This window comes from Lascolabacillus massiliensis (genome assembly GCF_001282625.1).
In the GTDB taxonomy this organism is placed as follows: Bacteria; Bacteroidota; Bacteroidia; order Bacteroidales; family Dysgonomonadaceae; genus Proteiniphilum; species Proteiniphilum massiliensis.
Window position 1 is genome coordinate 143,927 of sequence record NZ_CTEJ01000002.1, and the last position, 24,419, is coordinate 168,345.

The following is a 24,419-nucleotide window of genomic DNA, read 5'->3' on the forward strand; positions in this document are numbered from 1 at the left end:
AAGAGCGAAACACCTATAAAGTACAAATGATACTATACTTAAAATCATCTTATTAGCAGAAATGGAAAAATAAAAAATAGATCATAAACGAATTAAACATATTAAAGCATGCGTAAAATAATTATTCTACTACTATTTACTATCCCTACACTGTTAATGGCACAGCAAAGTGAAGTGCTACAGTTAAATGAGGGCTGGCAATTTTCTCAGGTTGCAGATACAAACCAAAACAAAGAAAATGTTTCGTGGAACGATGCGGAAGTACCTGGGTCTGTGCAACGTGACTTGATACGTCTTGGCGTTTTGCCCGATCCTTATTATGGCACAAATGAGAAGCTGATACAATGGGTTGAGGATAAAAACTGGGATTTCAGAAAAACTTTCGTAGTTACTGCAGAGCAGTTACAGTATGACGATGCTGTAATATTTTTTGAAGGATTAGATACTCACGCTGATGTTTTTTTAAATGGTTCCAGAATACTTCAAACTGAAAATATGTTTATTGGCCATAAAGTATCTGTTAAAAACATGTTACGCGAAGGAGAAAATAAACTATATATCAGGTTCTATTCTCCGATTGAACGTATGATGCCCGCACGTGAGTCATTTGGTTATGAATATCCGGCAGGTAACGACCACAGAGATGAGAAGCTTAGTGTGTATAATCGCAAAGCACCTTATCATTTTGGATGGGACTGGGGAATCAGAATTGTGCAAATGGGTATATGGAAGCCTGTTTCTCTACATTTATATAACAGTGCAAGTATCGAGGATTATTATGTAAAACAGGTATCTATTGATAGTGAATTGGCTGAAACAGAGCATCAGGTTGAGCTTTTCTCATATAATGAAAAACAGATAGAGGCAACATTATCAATAGAATACAGTGTTGACGACAACATTAATTTTATCGAGGAACAGGTAGGATTAATGCCGGGATGGAACAATTTCTCAATTCCTTTGAAGATTAATAACCCTAAACTCTGGATGCCTGTTAACTGGGGTGATCAAAATATGTATGATTTCAAAGTTAAACTGACTGTCGACAATGAGGTTATTGCTGAAAAGACTGTAAGAACAGGATTGAGATCTATCAGGCATATCTTTGAAGAGGATGAGCATGGTAAATCTTACTACTTTGAAGTAAACGGTATACCCATATTCGCTAAGGGCTCAAATTACATCCCGGGAGAGATACTTACTACTCAACAGGATGAGGAGTATTATGAGAGATTTTTTGATAACCTTGCAGGTGCAAATATGAACTTTGTACGCGTTTGGGGAGGTGGTATTTATGAGAATGAAGAGTTTTATCGTCAGGCAGACGAAAGAGGTATTCTGGTATGGCAGGATTTCATTTTTGGATGTGTAGCCTACCCTTCTGATGATAACTTCCTTGCTAATGTGAGAGAGGAGGCCATATATAATATAAAAAGACTGAGAAATCACCCTTCACTGGCATATTGGTGTGGAAACAATGAAGTGTGGGAAGGACTGAATTTCTGGGGATGGGGAAAAACTGTTCCAAAAGAGATTATGGATGGATGGTTTAAAGGATATGACCTTACATTCCGTGAACTATTACCATCACTTGTGAGTGAGTATGACGGCACACGTGATTACGTTCATGGCTCACCAGACGTTGCAAACTGGGGAAGACCAGATCTTTTCAATACGGGTGATGTGCATGACTGGGGATTGTGGTATGGTGAACTTCCTTTTGAAGCAATGGCTGACCGTTTACCTCGTTTTGCAAGTGAATTTGGATTTCAGTCATTCCCTGAAATGAAAACAATTAAGACATTTGCGAAACCTGACCAGTGGTCTCTGGAGAGTGAAGTAATGACTATTCACCAGAAAGCATCTACAGGAAACTCTTTAATAAAGAAGTACATGGACATGTATTATCATGAACCTAAAAATTTTGAGGATTTTGTTTATATAGGATTGGTAATGCAGGGAAATGGAATGGAGGAGTCAGTTGAGGCAATGCGAAGAGGAAGACCATACTGTATGGGTGCATTATACTGGCAAATAAATGATAGCTGGCCCGTTGTGTCATGGTCGAGCATCGACTACTACAACAATTGGAAGGCGCAACATTACCGCATGAGAGATGTTTTTGCTCCTCTTGCTTTGGGTATAGAGAATAAAGATGGTAATCTGAATTTTTATACCATGTCAGACTATCTTGAAAATCGCAGTGATCTGATACTTACAGTTCAGATAGTGGATTTTTCAGACGGTGTTAAGCAAGAGTTCAAGGATATTGTTGATGCAGAAGCAAATAGTAGTAAAATAGTGAAAACAGTCAAAATATCTGATATTGTGGGTGAATCAGAAAAATCACACACTATGATTCACGCTTACCTTAGAGATAGTGAAGGAAACATTATTTCAACAAAAGATTATTTCTTCTATTGGCCAAACAAGCTTGATCTGCCTGAGACCGAAATAGAAAGCAGTGTTTCTTATAAGGATGGAGAATATGTTGTTACACTATCCAGTAAAAAACTGGCTAAAGATGTTTTCGTGGAGATCCCCGTTTTAGGAGCACAGTTCAGTGACAATTTTATTGATCTGCTGCCGGGTGAAGAAAGAACAATTGTAATTACATCTCCTGAACTAAAAGGTGCAGATAAAACTCCGGTTACATTCAGGCATGTCAGAGAAACTTATTAATTTGAAAACATATTCATACGATATATAGTTTATGTCGTATGAATATTCATTATTTATGGCTGATAAAAAAACAAACCTCTCTATATTATCTGTTGTTGCTATAACATCATTTATGGGTACATTCCTGGTATCTGCAGTGAATATTGCACTACCCAGTATTGGCAGCAGCTTGTCACTTTCGGCAATTGAGCTAAGCTGGATTATAACATCCTTTATACTTGGTATGGCTTTATTTATGATACCTGCAGGAAGCTGGGGTGATAAGTCAGACAACAGGAAAATTTTTAAATTTGGTCTTGTACTATTCATTATTGCTTCCACTGCCTGTTATTTTGCCCCAAGCGGTATCTGGTTGATTGCAGCTCGTTTTATTCAAGGTATAGGTGCTGCTTTTTCAGGAACAACAGGTCAGGCAATACTAGTCTCTTCTTTTCCGGCCAATAAAAGAGGTCAGGTGCTCGGTATTTCAGTTTCTGCTGTATATATCGGATTGGCACTGGGACCTGCTGTAGGTGGAGTCTTAACGGAACAGTTTGGGTGGCGTATACTATTTAGTATTGCTGCCATATTAGGTATCATCACATTAATTGTTTCAATTATTTTTCTTAAGAGTGATAAGAGTTTTATACCTGATTCCAAAAAGGGAGATATAGCTGGTACACTCCTGTTTATGTCGGGACTAGTTGCTTTGGTTTATGGTTCATCTCAGATTCCCTCAACCAGAGGTTGGGTGCTTATGGCGTTATCGCTGATACTACTGGTAATTTTCTGGAGGGCAGAGAGCAAATTAAAATATCCAATGCTTGACACATCATTATTTACCCATAACAGGTTGTTTACATTCTCAAGCATGGCTGCACTGATTAACTATACTTCGACATTTGCAATTGGTTTTTTTATCAGTCTTTATTTACAGAAAACATTGAGTCTTTCTCCAAAAGAAGCAGGTGCTGTAATACTTGCGCAACCACTGATGATGGCAATCTTTTCACCTCTAGTTGGCAAAGCATCAGATAAAATTCAACCTCGCTATCTGGCAACAACTGGAATGGCAATGTGTACTATGGGACTGAGCATGCTGGCTTTTTTGAATGCATCTACTCCTATATGGCTGATTGTTACAATTCTGATTTGGGTTGGGTTAGGTTTTGCTCTTTTCTCATCTCCTAATATGAATACGATAATGAGTTCAGTGGAACGTAATCAGTATGGACAGGCATCAGGTCTTGCTGCTTCAATGAGAGTATTTGGTCAGATTATAAGCATGAGTATTATTACATTACTGATATCTTTTAATTTAGGCGATCAATCTATTGATGCAGTATCAGATCAATTATTCCTTAAAGCAATGCGATGGGGCTTTATAATTTTCACAGTTATTGGAGTCCCAGGCATATATTTTTCGCATTTCAGGGGAAATGTAAAGAAGGGGGTATAATACAAAATAGGTTTTTCATATTTATTCATAAAATCTCATAGTAAAATTACTCATTTGGTGTTATCTTTGCACCCACATTTACAAATAGTATTAAGAAGTAATGGCAAAAGAATTGAAGGAGCTTACTCCCAGAAGTAAAGATTTTTCACAGTGGTATCTGGATTTAGTTATAAAAGCTGATCTGGCAGAAAATTCTGCAGTAAGAGGATGTATGGTAATTAAACCATATGGTTATGCTATATGGGAAAAAATGCAGCGTCAACTGGATGATATGTTCAAGGAAACAGGTCACGTTAACGCATATTTCCCGCTGTTTATTCCTAAATCATATCTTAGCAGGGAAGCCGACCATGTGGAAGGTTTTGCTAAAGAGTGTGCGGTGGTAACACATTATCGTTTAAAAAATGATCCAAATGGCAATGGTGTAATCGTAGATCCTGAGGCTAAGCTTGAAGAGGAGTTAGTGGTAAGACCAACTTCTGAAACTATTATATGGAGCACTTATAAAAACTGGATTCAATCATATCGAGACCTCCCTCTGCTTATTAATCAATGGGCAAATGTTGTTCGTTGGGAGATGAGGACTAGATTATTTCTCAGAACTGCTGAGTTTCTCTGGCAAGAAGGACACACTGCACATGCCACAAGAGAAGAGGCTGTTGAAGAGACAGAGCGTATGATAAATGTCTATTCAGAATTTGCTGAGAAATATATGGCAATGCCTGTAATAAAAGGCTTTAAGTCTGAATCTGAAAGATTTGCCGGTGCATTGGACACATATACCATTGAAGCTTTAATGCAGGATGGAAAAGCTCTTCAATCGGGTACTTCACATTTTCTGGGACAAAACTTTGCTAAAGCATTTGATGTTCAGTTTGCTGATCAAACAGGAAAGCTTGAGTATGTCTGGGCAACTTCTTGGGGAGTTTCAACCAGATTGATTGGTGCTTTGATTATGTCGCACTCTGATGATAACGGATTAGTGTTGCCTCCTAAGCTTGCACCTTATCAGGTGGTTATTGTTCCTATCTACAGAAATGCAGAGCAGCTGCAACAGGTAAATGAAAAGGTTGCCGGTATCGTGCAAAGATTAAAAGCACTTGGAATAAGTGTTAAATATGATAATGCAGATAATAAGAAACCGGGTTGGAAGTTTTCGGAATATGAATTGAAGGGTGTGCCTGTACGCTTAGCTATTGGTGCACGTGATCTAGAAAATAATACTATTGAAGTGGCAAGAAGGGATACTTTAACTAAAGAAACTCTGTCATGTGATGGTATTGAAAATTACATCAAGGAGCTGCTGGAGGAAATTCAGGAAAATATTTACAAAAAAGCACTTGATTTCAGAAATTCACAAACACGTGAAGTAGATAGTTACGATGAATTTAAAGTAGAAATCGAAAAAGGTGGATTCCTGTTGTGTCACTGGGATGGCACTCCGGAGACAGAAGAGTTGATTAAAAACGAAACAAAGGCAACTATCAGATGCATACCTCTGGAAGGAGACAAAACACCTGGTAAATGTATGGTAACAGGTAAACCTTCTAAGCAAAGGGTAATTTTTGCAAGATCATACTAAATCTTTAGGTGATTTCATGGCTACTTTTAAACAATGGATATCCGCTTTCAGACTTCGTACACTTTTTCTGGCAGTTGCAACTGTTATACTGGGAAGCGGATTATCTATTTACGAAGATAAGTTCAACATATCTGTTTTTATCTTTGCCCTATTATTAGCTGTTTCGATTCAGATACTTGCTAATCTTGCTAACGATTTGGGTGACTATCTTAAAGGAACTGATACAACAGGTAAAAGAGAGGGACCGACTCGTGCTCTGCAGGGTGGAGCAATCTCTGTGAGAGAGATGAAATATGCCGTAATCATCTTTATTGTAATTTGTCTTTTTTCTGGGATAGTGTTGGTTTCACTTGCCTACCCCTATATTAACGGAACTAATGCATTAATTCTCCTTGTAACAGGTCTGTTGTGTATACTTGCTGCACTTTTCTACACTATGGGGAAAAATGCATACGGTTACAAAGGTTGGGGCGATCTGTTTGCTTTTTTCTTTTTTGGCCCTGTACCTGTAATTGGCACATATTTTCTGCACACTCATGATTTTACCCACATACCTGTGCTGCCTGCAGTAGGTATTGGAATCATAAGCACTATGATACTTAATATCAACAATATGAGGGATATGGATAACGACAGGTCGTCAGGCAAACATACAGTTGCAGTAAAACTGGGATTACCTAAATCAAAAATGTATCACACCATTTTAACTATGGCATCTTTCTTCTGTTTCCTGAGTTTTAACAATATATATGAACCATCTCCATGGTATAGATATATTTATTTAATTTTCTTTCTTACACTTTTCAAAATTCTGATCGGGATACAGAGAAAAAAAGGGTCAGAACTTGACCCTTATTTAAAACCTACTGCTCTCTCCGGTTTTATAATTGCTGTAGTATTTTCGATTTGTATCAATCTTTAGATTTTCATTTCATATCTATTTCCAGAACATAGTCAATTGCATCAGGTTTACTGTTCAGATTAAGCAATATGCCCTTTTCTGAAGTGGTGAATTTTATTGGCTTGCCATCAATAAACTGTTTAACTGAGGCTATCATTTTACCCTGAATTGGCAGATATAGTGCATCATCCTCCAGGTTTAGTATATGAACATAAATCTTATTCCCTTTTTGCGTTGTAACTCCCCAGTCACGTGGTTCAATAATTCCACCACGGGTCCCATAGATAGATTCACCATACTCATTCAACCATCGGCCTATTGCTAAATATCTTTCTATTGCGATGTCAGGGAATTCACCATTGGGGCGTGGACCCACATTCATAAGTAGGTTGGCGTTATTGCCTGCTGCTTTTACCAAATAATGGATAAGCTCTTTCTCGGACTTATAATCTTTATCTGTTATGCTATATCCCCATGTATGATTCATTGTTTCACATGTTTCAAGAGGGAGTTTGCCAACAGTTGCAGTGGATGAATATCCCGACTGATTCTGACCTGGGAGATCTTTCTCAAATGTCTGGCCATCCTCTCCTTCAATAGGTGCCAGGTGGTGGTTGTTGATAATAAGACACCCTGGCTGTATTGAATGTATATGATCATAGATCTCTCTCAGTTTCCAATCGAAATCTTCTGGTTGATCCCACATGCCATCAAACCATATTGCTCCTATTTCACCGTAATTTGTTAACAACTCAGTTAATTGATTCAGCATAAAGTTGTGATAGGTTTTCCACTCACCTTTATTAATGCGCCCCACTCCTCTTCCTGATCTGCCTATTGGGAAGTAATCATCTCTACTCCAATCGAGTATGGAGTAGTAAAAGTGAAGCTTAATGCCCTGTTTATGGCACTCTTCAGCAAGCTCTTTTATTATATCTCGTTTAAATGGTGTAGCATCTACAATATTATATGGAGACTGCTTGGTGCCAAACATTGAAAAGCCATCGTGGTGTCGGGAGGTGATGCATATATATTTAGCACCGGATGCTTTTACATCTGATACCCATTTGGCGGCGTCGAATGCTGATGGATAAAATCCTTGAGCTAAGAGTGCATACTCTTTGTAGTTAAGGTTTTTATTATTCATTATCCATTCGCCATCTGCCATCATACTATAGATACCCCAGTGAATAAATACACCAAATTTCATATCTTGAAATTCTTCTCTGTTTTTTAAATTTTCTGCTGTGGGTATGTAGTTCTCTTGAGCTAATGCTCCTGAATATACTAAGTATATCATCATTAGTATGGAAATAAAGTGTTTCATAGGTTTTAATTTATTTTGAATTATTCTCAATATAATGAACTAACCCTTTGACGGTTTCATAGTCGTCAAAATCGAACTTGTTTTCTTTTATGTAATCGTTGTATAGATCTTTATACTTGTTATAGAAACGTTTCAATTGACGGACCGACTTAATCTCCTTTATTCCTGAACCATTATCAATTGAATATAAATTAAAGAGTTTTACCTTATAGTCATCAGGTAGTTTCAATTGATGCCACATGCCACCATCATATAAACTTGAATAGGAATCTACAGCAGAAGTATGTGTAGTACCACCATAACCAGCAGGTTTCCCCGGTGCAAGCAGTCTGCATTTATGTTCTATATATAGTTTATAGTTACTTTCCTCAACAACTTCTACAAATTTTTTCTTGTTGTTTAGAATAAACTTCCTGTTATCAATAAACACTGTGTCTAGATTGTCTAATGTTATATCAGCAAATGCTAACAGCTGTCCTCCCTGATCAAATATCATCTCTTCAGTAACCAGGTTATAGTTTAACAAAGCATGGTTTTCTGTTCCACCTTTCATAAGAACTACTCCTGGTATGAATTCAGAAAATAGATAGTGGGATATCTCTTTCTGTGAGTATGCAGAAAATGCAGTGACTAATACAAGTGTTAATAATAAGGTTGATCGCTTCATATCGGTAAAAAGTTAACTTACAAAACATCATAATTATTACCCTGTAACTCTAGGGGCTAATATGTAAATTACGTAAAGATAAACTATAATTTTGTAAAAATAAAAGAATTAACATGCTGTAAAAACCAGGGTGATGATTTAAATTATTTAATTAACTTTGTTCCATTAACAAACCAAAATTCTTTTCATTATGTTTGACAACAACAAACGCGCTTTCATAGCCATTAATGATAAAGCTGAAGTGTGTCTGATACCAAAAATGGCAAATCGACATGGATTAATTACTGGTGCAACAGGCACGGGAAAAACAGTCACTTTACAGACTTTGTCTGAGACATTTAGTGAGATGGGTGTACCTGTTTTTGCAGCTGATATGAAAGGCGATCTTTCAGGTGTAGCTAAAATTGGTGGTAATAAAGAGAGTGTTAATAAAAGAGTTGATGGTTATAATCTAAAAGAAAAAGGTTTTGAGTATAAGGCTTATCCTGTTCGTTTCTGGGATGTTTTTGGAGAACAGGGCCATCCGGTAAGAACTACTGTTACGTCGATGGGACCATTGTTGCTGGAACGACTATTGGGATTGAACGAAACACAGGGCGCTATACTTACAATGGCATTCAAAATTGCTGATGATAATAATCTTTTGATCCTGGATCTTAAGGATCTGCAAAAGATGCTGCAGTTCATTGGTGATAACAGAAGCGAATTTACTACTAAATATGGCAATATTTCACCTGCGAGTATTGGTGCTATTCAGCGTGGTTTAATGAGACTTGAGAGTGAGGGTGCTGATAAGTTTTTCGGGGAACCTGATCTTGAGATAACTGACTTTATACAAACTGAGCAAGGTAAAGGTGTTATTAATATTCTTGCTGCTGATAAGCTGATGAAATCACCTAGAGTATACACCACTTTTCTATTGTGGTTACTTGATGATTTATACGAAACACTTCCGGAAGTGGGTGATCTTGAGAAACCTAAACTTGTTTTCTTTTTTGATGAAGCTCACCTGCTGTTTAATGATATGCCTAATTCATTACTTGAGAAAGTGGAACAGATAGTGAGATTAATTCGTTCGAAAGGTGTAGGTGTTTATTTTTGTACTCAGAATCCCGCAGATATTCCACAATCAATTCTGGGTCAGCTAGGTAACAGGGTACAGCATGCATTAAGGGCTTATACTCCTAATGATCAGAAGGCTGTTAAGGTGGCTGCAAACACATTCAGGGCTAATCCAGGCTTTAACACAGAGGAGGTTATTACTCAACTTAATACTGGTGAGGCTTTGGTATCTTTTCTTGATGAGAAGGGTGCACCTCAAGTAGTTGAAAGGGCTAATATTCTGCCTCCGCAAGGACAAATAGGACCAATCACTCTGGGTGAGAGAGATCAGATATTAAAAAGTTCTCTTATTTATGGTGTTTATGAACAGTTGATAGATAGAGAATCTGCTTATGAAATACTTTCAAAGAAACAGGATCTTCTGGCTGAAGAGCGACGTTTAGCTGCTGAAGAAAAAGAGCGTATCCGTATTCAAAAGGAACAGGAGAAGGCTGCGAGAGAAGCCGAAAAGGCTCAGCGTGCAGCTGCTCGAAAAAGAAAGGAAGAACAGGGTATTTTGGGAGATCTTTTACAACAGGTAGGCAAAAGTACAACTCGTCAGATAAGTTACGAGATTGGTAAAACCATTACCCGTGGATTGCTTGGAGGACTGTTTGGTAAGAGATAAGAAAATAAAATGTTTGTATGATATTGAATTTTTCCAGAAACTATATAATAAAAGATACTTTAATAATCTCTTTTTTCTTTCTGTTTTTAATTTTGGGGGGATGCATTAATCCTGATAAATCATTTAATTATAAAAATGGGGATTTACTCTTTTCTGTTGGTTCCGGTAATTCAGATTTCACTTCTGCTATTAAGGAGAGTACTTCAATGAAAGATGAAATACCATACTCACATGTTGGAATAGTTTCTATAGAGGGTGATGATATCTTTATAATTGAAGCAACCACAAGGGGTGGAGTAAGAAAAAGTACTCTGAAGGAGTTCTTTGCTGAAGCAGCAGAGATTGATGGAAAGAAATTAATAGCTGTGGGCAGACTGATTCCTGAATTGCAATATTCTATACCTGATGCTATAGAAAATGCATCGGCTCATTTAGGAAAGAAGTATGATTACTATTATGATGAGGCTAATGATCTGTTTTACTGTAGTGAGCTAGTTAGATTCTCATTTAAGGATTCGTCGGGTAATTATATAATTGAGCCACTAAAAATGTCGTTTAAGAATAAGGAAACTGGAAAACCGGATCCATTCTGGGAGTCACATTTTAAAAAATTGAATGTTGATATACCTGAAGGAATGCCAGGTACAAATCCTGCGGATATGGCCAAACTTCCGGTGATAGATATAGTACACACATTTTTCAAATAATAGTCATATACTGATAAATTTAAAATATAATAATGATTGAGCAAAAGAACGAAGAGATAATTGAGATGAAATCAGTAGATAGTACTGAAGTAAAACATATTAATCCTATCTCTGACTGGTTTATTCGGCTTTTAAAAGGTGCTTTAGTGGGCATTGGTTTTATATTACCGGGGCTCTCAGGGGGTGTATTAGCGGTTATCTTTGGTATATATGATCCGCTTATTAGGTTCTTGGCCAATATTAGAAATAAATTTGTGAAAAATGTTATGTTTTTTCTACCTGTTGCTATTGGTGCTGCAATAGGAATAGTACTTTTTGCAATTGTAGTAGAAAAAGCATTCGGTATTTATGCAGCACAATTCGTTTGCCTTTTTGTTGGATTTGTTGCAGGTACATTCCCTTCACTATATAAAACTGCAGGTAAACAGGGCAGAAAATCTTCGGATCTGTTTATATTGATTATCTCTACTATTGCCATATTCGCCCTTATGATGGCAGGTGGACAGCAATTGACAGAGGTGACTCCCAATATTATGGTATGGCTTGGTTCTGGTCTGTTGATGGGACTTGGTTTGATTGTTCCAGGTATGAGTCCTTCCAATTTTCTAATCTATTTTGGATTATATGATAAGATGGCAACTGGAATAAAAGATTTTGATTTTATGGTAATCATCCCATTAATTATAGGGTTTGTGATTTGCATATTGTTATTCGCTAAAATAGCTGCATGGCTTTTCAAAAAGTATTACTCAGGAATGTATCATTTTATTCTTGGTATGGTGGTGGGTTCATCTCTCGCAATATTCCCAACTGTTGTGTTTCCGGCTTTTACTACCGAGCAATTGACTATAACTGGATTAAGCTTTGGTAGTTCTTTACTCTTTTGCCTGATACTTTTCATTTTAGGAACACTGCTTTCATATCAGTTTAGTAAAGTTGAGGAGAAGTATCCAAGAGAGGAAATCTTTTAAGTAGTTTATTCAACCTCTTTTATTACTTTAATTCTGGGATTACGATCAGTAAGCTCAGTAATCATTGCGTCTATATCTGATGGACTAACTCTTAAGATTTCAAATCCTCTTACCAGGTCAATTCTGATCTGGTTCTTTTTCTGTTTCTTTATTCCTAAAATATCTCCAATTGGAATTCTTTTATTTTTTGAGAATAATCTCAAAACAAAACGAATCTCAATGAAATTGAGGTCTGTAATAACATACTCTTTTATCGTAGTTGATAAAATAAATAGGATAGTGAAAGTAAAATATAGAATATTTGCCCAAATATTTGAGCTATCATTAAGTTTTAAAACAATGGCTATCAATAATACTATAGCAAGTGCTGTCCAAAATAGGTTTTCTATTCCATTATGTGCTTTAAATTTTTTATCCACTTTTATTCAGTATTTTTCATTACATAAGTGAGACAAGTAGAACAAAGATATAATTATTTCCTGAAAAGCTGTTAAATTAATTGAATAATGTCATAATAGACAAACCCAGATTTTTTATAGACGAAATAGGAGATTTTGTCTACCAAATAAAGGTTTCTATCTTTATATATTTGTAAATATGCTATTTAAGGCATTAAAAACAAGTTAAATGGATTTATCCTGATTAAACATTTGATCACTTATGGGTGTCATAGTTTCGAATTTATTTAATTAATCATTTTTAAAATATAAGTAATATGAAAAAAGTTGCATTAATACTATTTGTGGGAATATTCATATTGAGCAGTAATATTTTTGCTCAGAACAATAATGATTCTACTAAGAGAGTTGAGAGGCGTCAAAGAGTTGAAAACAGATGGACTCCTGAAAAGCGAGCTGAGATTATGGCAGAACAATTAAAACTGTCTGAAACAGAAAAAGCTCAGGTAAAAGCATTACTTGAAAAAAATGAAAAGGAAAGATTGGCTCAAGTAATAGAGCAAAGAGCTAAAAGAGAGAATTTGAAAAAAGAACGTGATGCAAGAAGAGCTGAAATGCAAGAACTTAGAGAGCAGGCAATTAAAGCTAATGAAGCAGAACTGGAGAAAATTATAGGTAAAGAAAAAGTAGATCAATGGAAAAAGTATAGAGATGAGAATCGAACTTTCAGACGTGAATCAGGAAGAAGACGTTGAAAATGATTACTTATTAAAAAAAGTAAAAAAAGCTGCACAATTGAGAGCAGCTTTTTTATTTCAAATAGTACTTTTTGTAAATATCCTTGAAGCTATTACTCTCTTTAAATCTGATTAACCAGTTGTTCAGGCTATCTAATAAAACTGGTGATTCTCTTCTAATTACCCATGATTCTAATTGAGTGAAACTTATATCAGTCTCAATATCTATCTCAGGGAATGCGTCAGAGAGTCTTAAGGCTGTTCTTTCATCACTCACTGTGAAATCAATATTACCGGAGGCAACCATCATGATAAGTTGCTCTGTCTCATATGTTGAATCTTTAATTATGAAAATTGTATCTCCAATTTCATGTGCCAGATTGTTGAGTCTCAATATTGAGGGAGAATCTTCAGGAACATATATGCTCTTTTTTGCAAGATCTAGATGTTGTCTGATAGGTTCAATACTATCATTATATTCTGCTTTGCGTTGAATTAATACAAGCTTATTTAATGTGATGGGCTCTGTAAAATAGAACAATTCTCTAAGTTCTGAGTTAACAGCAATATTGCGGGCAATAAGATCATATTTCTGCTGTTTAAGCCCATTTAGGTTGTCTTCCAGACTATTTTCAAGGACAATATTAACTTTTATATCCCAATCATTTTCAATTGCTTTCAGCATTTCATACTGAAAACCGGCAACTGAATCAGCAGATATATAATAACCAATAGTATTATAGTCTGTGACTACATTCAATACACCCGAATCAATTATTTCACTATAATCACGGATTTTATTCTCCTTATCTGTATTATTACTTATCACTGTTACTATAATTATAATAATAAGTAATAACAGTAATAATAAATAGATTAGGATGTGCTTTCTTATGTGTATGTAAATTGACTTATGCAACTGCAGAAAAAATTAGTTGTGTAAGTTTACTGAAAGTCCCATTTTAAAGATAAAAGGGTTTACCGGATAGCCTGGTAAAGAGAAGTACTCTTGAGGTTTTATAACTTTAGATGCAACATTATAAAACATCACGAAGAATCGAGTCTGTTTCAAATGCATATTCATATATACAGTTGAAATCGGATAATTTCCTATCTCTTTTTCCTGCTGATTATAAAATTGAAGCAAAGCTGGTTCATAACCTTGTACAAAATATTTGGTATGATAATGGGCGTCTACACCAAACTGTAGCGTCAGTTCATTAACTATTTTTGTTCTTAAGTACATATTAGAATATATACTGAAAGTAGGCAATGGTATAACATTTTGATTACTCGATGTTTGATAAACAACTTGGTTATCCCAGTTGAATATTCCCAGTTTTATATTCTGATCTATACGTGCTGTAAGAATCTGAATATTTTCACTTTCTTGTGCTATGTTTTTATTTTGGTCAAAATATATCCAATTCTGAAGATTTTCCACTCCCGCGCTAAATGTGGTATTAGTAAAAGGAATAAATAGTTTTCCTCCTAAATAGACTCTTCGAGTGTCTCCAAAATCATTGTTCCACATGAAATATTTTGAGAAATAATTATTCTGCAGATATCTTGGTCTAATATTTTTCATATATGCCTCAGCTGACAAACCTACACGTTTACCTGCTATATCAAACCCTGTCTCGATATCCCCCAGTACTCTGAATTCTCCAATGTTAACACCAAGAACACCTAGATCAGCTCTGATATTGAAGAGTAAATTCTCTCCCTGTTGTTTATTTAGTACTCCACCGATAGTAACAGAGTTTTCTCTATGCCGAGTTCTATTAGTCCCGACAGTATCTCTCATTGAATAATTCCTCAGGTCATATTCCAAAAAGGCAGTTAGTCCAAATTTCACCCACTCTTTAAATCCCTCACGTAAACTTAAAGAAACTGTATTTTTAAAAGATGTGTAATGAATGCTGTCATCTACAGCTTCACTATAATAACGGTTTGCATAAAAACGATCAATGTTATGCATCTGTATTCCATCTACATTTACAAATGTTGTATCATGAGATAAGAAACGACGAAATTGCTGTGTGTATTGAGATGAGAACCCCAAACTGGCTACAGGAATAAACTCTCCTGAAACGCGAGTTAAACTGTCCTTAGGGGCATCTTTATAACCCAGGTTATATCTCCCGGAAATGAAATAACGATTGTTCCCAACTGTATTCCATGTATTTGTAAATTTAATGGGTATGTCTCTTGGAGTAAAGCTTTGTTGTATTGATTCAGGATCAGTGATAAAAGTTTCATCTGTAATACCTCCGTTTTCAAAATTACTAATCTTTCCAAGATTCATAAATGCATGTCCTTCGAATCTATCAGATAAATAACTTCCAAATAACGAGAAATTATTATTTTTAACAGATTGCGAATTATAAAATCCTTTTGAATTTATTAAATCAACATCTAGCCCCAGATTAAGACTTTTTCCAAAATTAGATGTTAGTCTTGCACCGAATCGCTCCTCTCTTGTCTGCTTATTTCCGCTTCGATGATAATCGAGCTTTGAATAAGGGACACGTGTATTAACAAACAAAAGTTCTTCTGCTCTTTTTATATATGGATAATATGCATTATTAAAAACAAAATGTTCTGTTTCTTGTCTATCATTGAATATTTTAGAAAAAGAGGGAGATCCTAATGGACCTAAAAAACCCATGGCTACTGATTCACCATCCGGTAGAGTTGTATGCTGATAATTATGAAGTATTGTATCTGATTCTGCTGGTAGACGACTACCGGTCCTAGCATCAATCGTCCAGATTGTCATTCTCGAAAGTTTTTGCAAAGAGTCTGCCTCAGCTCCATGGTCGTGTAAGAGATGATTTAATTGTGAAGTTTGACCAATAGGGAGCTGGGTTTCCTGTGGAGGTTGTAGTGAATCAGCCATCACCTGACTTTCAGCAGATTCAGGTATAATTATACGGGCTTGAGAGTATAGAAATACTATACTTAAAGACCAAATAAAAACAGATATTAACAGCTTTTGTTTCATCGGATGCAAACTTACATAAAAAAACGTGAAGCTTAGTTAGTCAGATTCGTTTTTCTAAAGTTTTTGATAAAATTTAGTATGTCTATGGTGTCATAAAGTATTATATTTAAAAATAGGAAATAGAGTAATTCTGTAAAAATTCTCACTTTTTATGCGCTTAATAAAATAATTACATTAACTTTGCGGAAATAAAACATCAAAATGAAAGTAAAAGGGCTGCATCATCATCATTTTCTAACTTGCATTCAGGCGAGATGAAATAGATATGTACAAACCCTATTGAAAATATTTATACACCCGTCTGAATCAATTCAGGCGGGTTTTTTGTTAATTAGCTAATAAGCAGAACCATTAATTTAAAAGAAGTGGAAAAGATTAAAATAGCAATACAGAAAAGTGGCAGACTCAGTGAAAATTCAATTGAATTGCTTAAAGAGTGTGGAATAAAAGTCACAAACGGAGATCGAAAATTGAAGACAGTAGCATCAAATTTTCCAATGGAAGTTCTTTTTCTCAGGGATGATGATATTCCACAGTATGTTGAACAAGGTGTGGCTGACATTGGAATATTAGGTGAAAATGAAGTATGGGAACAGGATAAAAATGTACAGATTGTTGAACAACTTGGATTTGGAGGATGTCGTCTATCTCTAGCCATACCTAAAGACGATGATTATAATGGAGTTGACTATTTTAACAATAAACGTATAGCAACAAGTTATCCCAAAATTCTTAGTAAATTCTTCGATGCCAAAGGAATTAAAGTAGATATTGAAGCATTAGGAGGCAGTGTTGAAATCGCTACCAGTATTGGGCTGGCTGATGGTATTTTTGATATTGTGAGTACAGGCAGTACTTTAATCATGAATGGATTAAAAGAAGTTGAAACAGTTGTTAGAAGTCAGGCAGTCTTAATTAGCAATAAAAACCTGTCACCGATAAAGAAACAACTCCTGGATGAGATGTTATTTCGAATTAAAGCATATAAAAACGGTAAAGGGAAAAAATATGTTTTATTGAATGCTCCTAATGAAGTTATTCCAGATATTGTAAGGATATTGCCCGGTATGAGATCTCCAAGTATTTTACCATTAGCAGATGAAGGATGGAGCAGCGTTCACTCGGTGATAAATGACGATGATTTCTGGGAGATAATTGATGAACTTAAACGGCATGGAGCTGAAGGTATACTCGTTATTCCTATTGAGAAAATGATATTATAGACCACAATTCAGATTTATTAAAATGAAGATTATTTCAAATCCCTCTCCCTCAAAATGGGAGAAACTTTCCGAAAGACCTATGATTAAGCAACAAAAGCTTATGAAAACGGTTGATAAAGTATTCTATGATATCCATAGGAAAGGAGATAAAGCTGTACTTTCATATAGCAGGAGATACGACTTTCCTGATCAGGAGTCCTTTATAGTCAGTAGTGAAACAATTGACGAAGCTGCTAAATTAGTATCAGAGCGTTTGAAACAGTCTATTGAACTTGCAAGAAAAAATATAGAGGTGTTCCACAGATCTCAAATTGAAGAGGCTGTTAAGGTAGAAACCGCTCCTGGAGTGGTTTGCTGGCGGGAATCCCGACCAATAGAGAGGGTTGGAATATATGTACCTGGTGGTACTGCCCCACTCTTTTCTACCGTCTTAATGCTTGCAGTACCTGCCATGATTGCCGGCTGTAGTGAGATAGTACTGTGTACTCCACCTGATAAAGAGGGGAAGATTGATCCTGCAATTCTCTATACTGCAAAACTCGCAGGTGTAACAAAAGTCTTTGCTTTAGGTGGTATCCAGGCAATTGGAGCAATGACATTCGGTACTGAAACTGTACCTAAAGTCTATAAGATATTTGGCCCCGGTAATCAATATGTCATGGCAGCTAAACGCTCTTCACAATACTACGGAGTAGCAATAGATATGCCTGCAGGTCCAAGTGAAGTACTAATTATAGCTGATCAAACTTGCAACCCCTCATTTGTGGCTGCAGACCTTCTTTCGCAGGCAGAACACGGACCAGACAGTCAAGTTATCCTGCTTTCTTGTAATAAGAAAGTGATCAAAGAAGTAAACAAGGAGATTGACAATCACCTTGTAGCATTGCCACGTCAGGATATTGCTATCCAAGCATTAAAAAACAGCAAAGCAATCCTGTTTAAAGATATTGAAGATTGTATTGCATTCAGCAACCTGTATGCACCCGAGCATCTTATTCTGGCTGTAGAAAACCCATCTTTGGTCAGTCGTGAAGTCATTAATGCCGGCTCTGTATTTCTTGGAAACTGGAGTTGTGAAAGTGCTGGTGATTATGCAAGTGGAACAAATCATACTTTGCCAACAAGTGGTTTTGCAAAATCATTTAGCGGTGTATCACTTGACAGTTTTATTAAAAAAATAACATTTCAGCAAATTAGTGAAGAGGGTATAAGAAGCATTGGTAATGCTGTAGAAACTATGGCAGAAGCTGAGAAGCTTTATGCACACAAAAATGCAATGACTCTTCGTCAAGGATTATTAGCAGAAAAACTTATAACAAATATTGAAAATAGTGATGAGGAAGTTTGATTTACGCTCATTGGTGCGCTCAAATATCTGGGAACTGAAACCTTATTCAAGTGCACGTGATGAATTCTGGGGTGATGAAGGTATATTCCTTGATGCCAATGAAAATCCGTTTGGAAATAAAAACAGATATCCAGATCCGCACCAACGTACTCTTAAGAAATCTCTTTCTAAAATAAAAGGTATATCAGTTGATAATATCTGTATCGGAAATGGGAGTGATGAGATCATTGATTTGGTTTTCAGAATTTTCTGTGAACCGCAAAAAGATAGTGTAATCATTTGTCCCCCAACATATGGTATGTACGAAGTATCTGCTAATATAAACAACGTAAATATTATTAAAATACCACTCGACAGTAATTTCGAATTAAATGTTGATGAGATTCTCTCACAAAACGCAAAATGTCTTTTTTTATGCTCCCCCAATAATCCCACAGGAAACAGTTTAAAGAATATCGAAGTACTGATGAATGAGTTTAATGGAATTATTATTGTAGATGAAGCATACATTGATTTCAGCGATAAGCCAAGTTTTATTGGTCGTCTCTCTGAGTTTCCCAATTTGATCATTATGCAGACATTTAGCAAAGCCTGGGCATTAGCCAGTGCACGTGTTGGTATTGCATATGCTGATTCAAATATTATTAAGTTAATGGATAAAACTAAACCCCCATATAACGTAAGTAGATTTAATCAGGAAGTGGCACTAAAAGCCTTGTCAAAACCAAAGAAGTTCGAGAGGCGTCTGAAAGTTATATTAGAGCAACGGGATAATCTTCTTAAAGAGTTTACTAAAATATCTGTAATCAAGAAAGTTTTTCCTACAGATGCAAACTTCATACTCATAAAAGTTAGCGATGCGGATAAGTTATACAATTACCTTGTATCAAATAAACTAATTGTAAGAAATAGAAATTCTGTTATTTCAGGTTGTATTCGTATAACAGTTGGCACACCAAAAGAGAATGAGGCTCTTATTGAAGCTCTCAAAAATTATACCGAAGGTTGAAAAATCATTAAATTAAATATGAAGAAAGTACTATTTATTGATCGTGACGGCACTCTTATTATTGAACCAGAAGATGAACAAATTGATAGCTTTGAGAAATTAGAGTTTTATCCAGGTGTATTTCAATATCTGTCACGCATTGCAGGTGAACTAGATTATGAGCTAGTAATGGTAAGCAATCAGGATGGTCTGGGCACATCATCTTTTCCTGAAGAGACATTTTGGCCAGTACAGAATATGATTTTGAAAACATTCGAAAATGAGGGTGTTAGATTTAGTGATATTCTGTTAGACAGATCTTTCCCGGAAGATAATCTACCTACAAGGAAACCAGGTACGGCTATGCTTACCCACTATCTTAAAGGAGATTATGATTTAGAAAATTCATATGTCATTGGAGACAGACTAACAGATGTTCAACTAGCTGATAATATGGGCTGTAAATCCATTTTAATAAGTAGCACTTTAAGTGAAAAAGCTACACTTACAACAACAGAATGGGAAGAAATCTACCGTTTTTTAAAATCTCAGCCTAGAATAGGAAGTGTTACACGAAAGACATCCGAGACCGATATCTCAATTAAAATAAATATTGATGGTAAAGGTAAAAGTGAAATCTCAACAGGCTTAGGCTTTTTTGATCATATGCTCGAACAGATTGCCCGTCATGCAAATGCAGATCTGTCAATAATCGTAAAAGGAGATCTGCATATAGATGAACATCATACAATAGAAGATGTGGGAATTGCATTAGGTGACGCTTTCCTTCAAGCACTTGGAAAAAAGAAAGGAGTTGAGAGGTATGGTTTTATGTTGCCAATGGACGATTGCCTGGCACAGGTTGCGATAGATTTTGGAGGCCGACCCTGGTTGATGTGGGAAGTTGATTTCAAGCGAGAATATATTGGTGACATGCCTACTGAAATGTTCATGCACTTTTTTAAATCTTTCAGCGACAATGCTAAATGCAATCTTAACATCAAGGCGGAGGGCGTAAATGAGCACCATAAAATAGAAGCTATATTTAAAGCCTTTGCACGAGCTATTAAGATGGCTGTCAAAAAAGGTGAAGGTACAGGCATACCCAGCACTAAAGGAACATTATAATTGTTTTAATACAGTTAATAACATACAAACGTAATGGTTGCAATTATTAAATACAATGCAGGTAATATTGCTTCAGTAAAAAATGCTGTTGAGAGACTTGGTTTTGATTGTGTAATCACTGATGATATAAATAAAATTCAGAATGCAAACAAAGTGATATTCCCAGGTGTTGGAGAAGCTAAATCTGCGATGAACCATCTAACTAATAACGGATTAAGTGGCTGTATTAAATCTTTACTTCAACCAACACTCGGTATATGTTTAGGACTTCAGCTACTGTGTCAGTACTCAGAAGAGGGAGATACAGAATGTCTTAAGATTTTCGAAACTTCAGTAAAAAAATTCCCTGCAGATGATATCGTTCCTCACATGGGTTGGAACAACATCTCAATAAACACAGAACCGCTATTTAAAGGATTAAATAAAGATGATGCTGTTTATTTTCTTCACAGTTACTATGCAGGAATTTGTGAACAAACTATTGCAACCTGTAATTATATTTTACCTTTTAGTGCAGCAATGAGAAAAGATAATTTCTATGCCACCCAGTTTCATCCTGAAAAATCGGGAGATGTGGGTGAACTTATTTTAAAGAATTTTCTTGAATTATAATGTTAAGATGAGAATTATACCTGCTATTGATATTATTGACGGAAAGTGTGTCAGATTAACAAAAGGAGACTACAGCACACAAAAAACATACAACGAGAATCCGCTGGAGGTTGCTAAAGAGTTCGAAGCTAACGGCATTAAATTTCTTCACCTTGTAGATCTTGATGGAGCCAAATCAAATCATATTGTAAATCATCATATATTAAATGAAATTGCCTCTAAAACATCGTTGAGTATTGATTTTGGAGGAGGCATCAAATCCGATAATGATGTAAGGATAGCATTTGAAAATGGCGCAAAACAAATTACAGGAGGCAGTATAGCCATAATTAATCCTGAACTGTTCACTGAATGGCTGTCAAAATATGGAGCCGATAAAATTATTCTGGGAGCCGACAGCTACAACAGGAAAATAGCAACCCACGGATGGCAGAAAGAATCACAAGTCGATGTAGTAGACTTTATTACCGATTACCAGAAAAAAGGTATTGAAATGGTGATTTGCACAGATATATCAAAGGATGGTATGTTACAAGGCCCTTCTGTGGAGTTGTACAGAGAAATACTTTCAAAGAGCCATATTTCATTAATTGCGAGCGGAGGTGTAACATCTATTGCCGACATACATTTACTTCAACAGATAGGCTGTGAAGGGGCAATAATAGGTAAAGCTATATATGAAGGCAACATCAGTATGAATGAACTCAGAGATTTTAATCCAGATTAAGAAAACCACCAACATTTTTATTGTTGGCAAAAGGATTATAAAGTAGTCAAATTAATAAAAATATAATGCTAAAAAAGAGAATAATACCCTGCTTAGACATCAAAAATGGTCGCACAGTAAAAGGAGTTAATTTTGTTGGACTTCGCGATGCAGGTGATGCAGTTGAACTTTCTAAACGTTATGTATCTGAAGGAGCTGATGAACTTGTTTTCCTGGATATAACAGCAACAGTAGAAAATAGGAAAACACTTACAGAACTTGTTGAAAAGGTTGCACGTGAGATTAATATACCATTTACTGTGGGTGGTGGAATAAGATCAGTAGAAGATGCCAGGCTAATAATAAAAGCAGGTGCCGATAAAGTAAGTATCAACTCCTCCGCAGTAGAAAGACCACAACTTATAACAGAAATTGCCGATCAGTTTGGTAGTCAATGCGTGGTTCTAGCCATAGATACTAAAAAAGAAGATAATGGTGAGTGGAAGGTTTATGTTCATGGAGGCAGAACCCCTACCCCTTTATTAACAACCACATGGGCAAAAGAGGGAGAAAGAATGGGTGCAGGTGAAATACTATTGACTTCAATGAATTACGATGGAACTAAAGCCGGATTCGACATAGAGATAACCGGTAAAGTTTGTGAAGCTGTAAACATTCCTGTAATTGCTTCAGGTGGAGCAGGCACTAAAGAGCATTTTGCAGAAGTCTTTAAGAAAACCAAGGCCAGTGCAGCATTAGGTGCATCTGTATTCCATTTTGGAGAAATCCCCATACCTGAATTAAAGAAATATTTAAAAGAACAAAATATAGAAATACGATGAAAATAGACTTTGAAAAGAGTGATGGTCTGGTACCAGTTATTGTACAACATACCAATACATTACAGGTCCTAATGCTGGGCTATATGAATAAAGAAGCGTTAGAAAAAACAGAGACAGAAGGTAAGGTGACCTTTTTCAGCAGAAGCAAAGGTAGACTATGGACAAAAGGTGAAACTTCTGGTAATTACCTTATGGTTGAAGATATTAGGACAGATTGTGATAATGATACAATTCTTATAAAGGCAAAACCAATCGGACCTACTTGTCACACAGGTAAAACCTCATGTTTTGATGGTGATAAAACTACTTCAAGAGGTTTTTTATACGAACTAGAGAAAGTTATAGAGCAAAGAATCACAGATAATACAGAAGGGTCATATACGGCACAACTATTCAGTAAAGGAATTAATAAAGTAGCACAGAAGGTTGGTGAAGAAGCTGTAGAGTTAGTTATTGAATCAAAGGATGATAATCTTGAATTGTTTAAAAATGAAGCAGCTGATTTAATGTACCACTTCCTGATATTACTTAAAACAAAGAATCTGCGTCTGGAAGATATCGAAGAGGTTTTATCCGATAGGCACAAATAGTCAAACTTTAGCTTTTGGATAAAAGCTAGTTTGATAAATCTGTACGCCAGGAAGATAATGTAAAAAAAGGGTGATATCACATAGTGAAATCACCCTTTTAATTATCAACTAAAAAATATTATATTATGGTCCTAGTTTCGTTTAACTGGACAAGGTCAGAAACATATTAAGCTTCTGCTTCTACCATAGGCTGTACTGATACGTACGAGCGATTATTTTTTCTCTTGCGAAATACCACAACTCCGTCTACTAAAGCAAACAGTGTGTGATCTTTTCCAATACCTACATTTTCACCCGGGTGATGAGAAGTACCACGTTGACGAACAAGAATATTTCCTGCTTTAGCTATTTCTCCACCATACAATTTAACGCCCAATCGTTTACTTTCCGATTCGCGGCCGTTCTTCGAGCTACCAACTCCTTTTTTATGTGCCATTTTCTTCTGATTTTAACTGATTAAGCAATAATTTCTTTAACTCTCACTTCTGAAAACTGTTGACGATGTCCGTTTAGTTTCCTGTAACCTTTTCTTCTTTTCTTTTTGAAAACGAGTACTTTGTCACCTTTTACGTGAGAAAGAACTTCTAAAACTACTTTTGCTCCATCCACTACTGGAGTTCCAACTGTGACTTCACCATCTTTATCAATGAGCATCACCTTTTCAAACTCCACTTCGCTACCTTGCTCAGCATTTATTCTGTGGACGAATAATCTTTGATTTTGTTCAACTTTAAATTGTTGACCCTGAATATCTACTATTACGTACATATATAAAATAACTTGACGTTATATGCCTGAGGCGAGCCACTTAGTGCGACTTCTTATAGAGCCTATTG

The 24,419-nt window shown here is 35.9% G+C and carries 23 protein-coding genes; 16 read left to right on the forward strand and 7 right to left on the reverse strand.

The annotated features are described in order from the left end of the window. Window positions 1-108: 108 nt before the first annotated feature. From BN1354_RS05360 to menA, 4 genes are all read left to right on the forward strand, one after another. Window positions 109-2,682: a beta-mannosidase gene (locus tag BN1354_RS05360; RefSeq protein ID WP_053826476.1), complete on the forward strand. Its 2,574-nt coding sequence runs from the start codon at window positions 109-111 to the stop codon at window positions 2,680-2,682. A gap of 55 nt (window positions 2,683-2,737) precedes the next feature. Next, on the forward strand, window positions 2,738-4,120 hold the full coding sequence (locus BN1354_RS05365) for an MFS transporter (protein ID WP_053827217.1): 1,383 nt from the start codon (window positions 2,738-2,740) through the stop codon (window positions 4,118-4,120). A 100-nt stretch (window positions 4,121-4,220) separates the two neighbouring features. Further along, window positions 4,221-5,702 (forward strand): proline--tRNA ligase, encoded by a 1,482-nt coding sequence (proS, locus tag BN1354_RS05370; RefSeq protein ID WP_053826477.1) that lies wholly within the window; start codon window positions 4,221-4,223, stop codon window positions 5,700-5,702. Between the two features lie 16 nt (window positions 5,703-5,718). Beyond that, window positions 5,719-6,624: a 1,4-dihydroxy-2-naphthoate octaprenyltransferase gene (gene menA, locus BN1354_RS05375; protein ID WP_045090852.1), complete on the forward strand. Its 906-nt coding sequence runs from the start codon at window positions 5,719-5,721 to the stop codon at window positions 6,622-6,624. A gap of 4 nt (window positions 6,625-6,628) precedes the next feature. Here the strand turns inward: menA and BN1354_RS05380 are convergent, their stop codons facing one another. Together BN1354_RS05380 and BN1354_RS05385 are read right to left on the reverse strand one after the other, a co-directional pair. Continuing rightward, the gene (locus tag BN1354_RS05380; RefSeq protein ID WP_045090851.1) at window positions 6,629-7,930 is read right to left on the reverse strand and encodes an alpha-L-fucosidase; all 1,302 of its coding nucleotides are present in this window, start codon (window positions 7,928-7,930) and stop codon (window positions 6,629-6,631) included. A 10-nt stretch (window positions 7,931-7,940) separates the two neighbouring features. Next, window positions 7,941-8,597, reverse strand: a complete 657-nt coding sequence (locus tag BN1354_RS05385) for a hypothetical protein (RefSeq protein ID WP_045089400.1) — start codon at window positions 8,595-8,597, stop codon at window positions 7,941-7,943. Window positions 8,598-8,787: 190 nt separating this feature from the next. On the opposite strand from BN1354_RS05385, the gene BN1354_RS05390 reads away from it, so the two are divergent. Genes BN1354_RS05390 through BN1354_RS05400 form a run of 3 tightly spaced genes read left to right on the forward strand, consistent with a single transcriptional unit; the run spans window position 8,788 to window position 12,004 of the window. Next, window positions 8,788-10,326 (forward strand): helicase HerA-like domain-containing protein, encoded by a 1,539-nt coding sequence (locus BN1354_RS05390; RefSeq protein ID WP_045089399.1) that lies wholly within the window; start codon window positions 8,788-8,790, stop codon window positions 10,324-10,326. A 17-nt stretch (window positions 10,327-10,343) separates the two neighbouring features. Further along, a complete protein-coding gene (locus BN1354_RS05395) occupies window positions 10,344-11,033 on the forward strand; it encodes a YiiX/YebB-like N1pC/P60 family cysteine hydrolase (protein WP_052673119.1) in 690 nt (229 codons plus the stop codon). Window positions 11,034-11,065: 32 nt separating this feature from the next. Continuing rightward, on the forward strand, window positions 11,066-12,004 hold the full coding sequence (locus BN1354_RS05400) for a DUF368 domain-containing protein (RefSeq protein ID WP_231623079.1): 939 nt from the start codon (window positions 11,066-11,068) through the stop codon (window positions 12,002-12,004). Window positions 12,005-12,009: 5 nt separating this feature from the next. On the opposite strand, the gene BN1354_RS05405 is transcribed toward BN1354_RS05400, so the two are convergent. After that, window positions 12,010-12,423 (reverse strand): hypothetical protein, encoded by a 414-nt coding sequence (locus BN1354_RS05405; RefSeq protein ID WP_053826478.1) that lies wholly within the window; start codon window positions 12,421-12,423, stop codon window positions 12,010-12,012. Between the two features lie 296 nt (window positions 12,424-12,719). Between BN1354_RS05405 and BN1354_RS05410 the strand changes: the two genes are divergently transcribed. After that, window positions 12,720-13,157: a hypothetical protein gene (locus BN1354_RS05410; protein WP_053826479.1), complete on the forward strand. Its 438-nt coding sequence runs from the start codon at window positions 12,720-12,722 to the stop codon at window positions 13,155-13,157. 55 nt (window positions 13,158-13,212) lie between these two features. Here BN1354_RS05410 and BN1354_RS05415 read toward each other — a convergent pair whose 3' ends face one another. Together BN1354_RS05415 and BN1354_RS05420 are read right to left on the reverse strand one after the other, a co-directional pair. After that, entirely contained in the window at window positions 13,213-13,968 is a 756-nt protein-coding gene (locus tag BN1354_RS05415; protein ID WP_231623080.1) for a transporter substrate-binding domain-containing protein, read from the reverse strand. Window positions 13,969-14,070: 102 nt separating this feature from the next. Further along, the gene (locus tag BN1354_RS05420) at window positions 14,071-16,146 is read right to left on the reverse strand and encodes a putative porin (protein ID WP_052673118.1); all 2,076 of its coding nucleotides are present in this window, start codon (window positions 16,144-16,146) and stop codon (window positions 14,071-14,073) included. A 365-nt stretch (window positions 16,147-16,511) separates the two neighbouring features. Between BN1354_RS05420 and hisG the strand changes: the two genes are divergently transcribed. From hisG to hisIE, 8 genes are all read left to right on the forward strand, one after another. Next, window positions 16,512-17,369 (forward strand): ATP phosphoribosyltransferase, encoded by an 858-nt coding sequence (hisG, locus tag BN1354_RS05425; protein ID WP_045089396.1) that lies wholly within the window; start codon window positions 16,512-16,514, stop codon window positions 17,367-17,369. A 22-nt stretch (window positions 17,370-17,391) separates the two neighbouring features. Beyond that, window positions 17,392-18,717, forward strand: a complete 1,326-nt coding sequence (gene hisD, locus BN1354_RS05430; RefSeq protein WP_045089395.1) for a histidinol dehydrogenase — start codon at window positions 17,392-17,394, stop codon at window positions 18,715-18,717. Continuing rightward, entirely contained in the window at window positions 18,704-19,726 is a 1,023-nt protein-coding gene (hisC, locus tag BN1354_RS05435) for a histidinol-phosphate transaminase (RefSeq protein WP_053826480.1), read from the forward strand. The genes hisD and hisC overlap by 14 nt, the downstream gene beginning before the upstream one ends. Before the next feature lie 18 nt (window positions 19,727-19,744). Continuing rightward, window positions 19,745-20,833 carry a bifunctional histidinol-phosphatase/imidazoleglycerol-phosphate dehydratase HisB gene (hisB, locus tag BN1354_RS05440; protein WP_045089393.1) on the forward strand — a complete coding sequence of 363 codons (1,089 nt, stop codon included), beginning with the start codon at window positions 19,745-19,747 and terminating at the stop codon, window positions 20,831-20,833. Window positions 20,834-20,866: 33 nt separating this feature from the next. After that, on the forward strand, window positions 20,867-21,445 hold the full coding sequence (gene hisH / locus BN1354_RS05445; protein ID WP_045089392.1) for an imidazole glycerol phosphate synthase subunit HisH: 579 nt from the start codon (window positions 20,867-20,869) through the stop codon (window positions 21,443-21,445). Between the two features lie 7 nt (window positions 21,446-21,452). Beyond that, window positions 21,453-22,172: a 1-(5-phosphoribosyl)-5-[(5-phosphoribosylamino)methylideneamino]imidazole-4-carboxamide isomerase gene (gene hisA / locus BN1354_RS05450; RefSeq protein ID WP_045089391.1), complete on the forward strand. Its 720-nt coding sequence runs from the start codon at window positions 21,453-21,455 to the stop codon at window positions 22,170-22,172. A 65-nt stretch (window positions 22,173-22,237) separates the two neighbouring features. Next, window positions 22,238-22,993: an imidazole glycerol phosphate synthase subunit HisF gene (gene hisF, locus BN1354_RS05455; RefSeq protein WP_045089390.1), complete on the forward strand. Its 756-nt coding sequence runs from the start codon at window positions 22,238-22,240 to the stop codon at window positions 22,991-22,993. Beyond that, a complete protein-coding gene (gene hisIE, locus BN1354_RS05460; RefSeq protein ID WP_045089389.1) occupies window positions 22,990-23,583 on the forward strand; it encodes a bifunctional phosphoribosyl-AMP cyclohydrolase/phosphoribosyl-ATP diphosphatase HisIE in 594 nt (197 codons plus the stop codon). Before hisF ends, hisIE begins: the two co-directional genes overlap by 4 nt. Before the next feature lie 166 nt (window positions 23,584-23,749). Here hisIE and rpmA read toward each other — a convergent pair whose 3' ends face one another. Then, complete coding sequence (rpmA, locus tag BN1354_RS05465; protein ID WP_045089388.1) at window positions 23,750-24,019, reverse strand: 50S ribosomal protein L27; 270 nt, start codon at window positions 24,017-24,019, stop codon at window positions 23,750-23,752. A gap of 20 nt (window positions 24,020-24,039) precedes the next feature. Beyond that, window positions 24,040-24,351 carry a 50S ribosomal protein L21 gene (gene rplU / locus BN1354_RS05470; RefSeq protein WP_045089387.1) on the reverse strand — a complete coding sequence of 104 codons (312 nt, stop codon included), beginning with the start codon at window positions 24,349-24,351 and terminating at the stop codon, window positions 24,040-24,042. Between the last annotated feature and the right edge of the window lie 68 nt (window positions 24,352-24,419).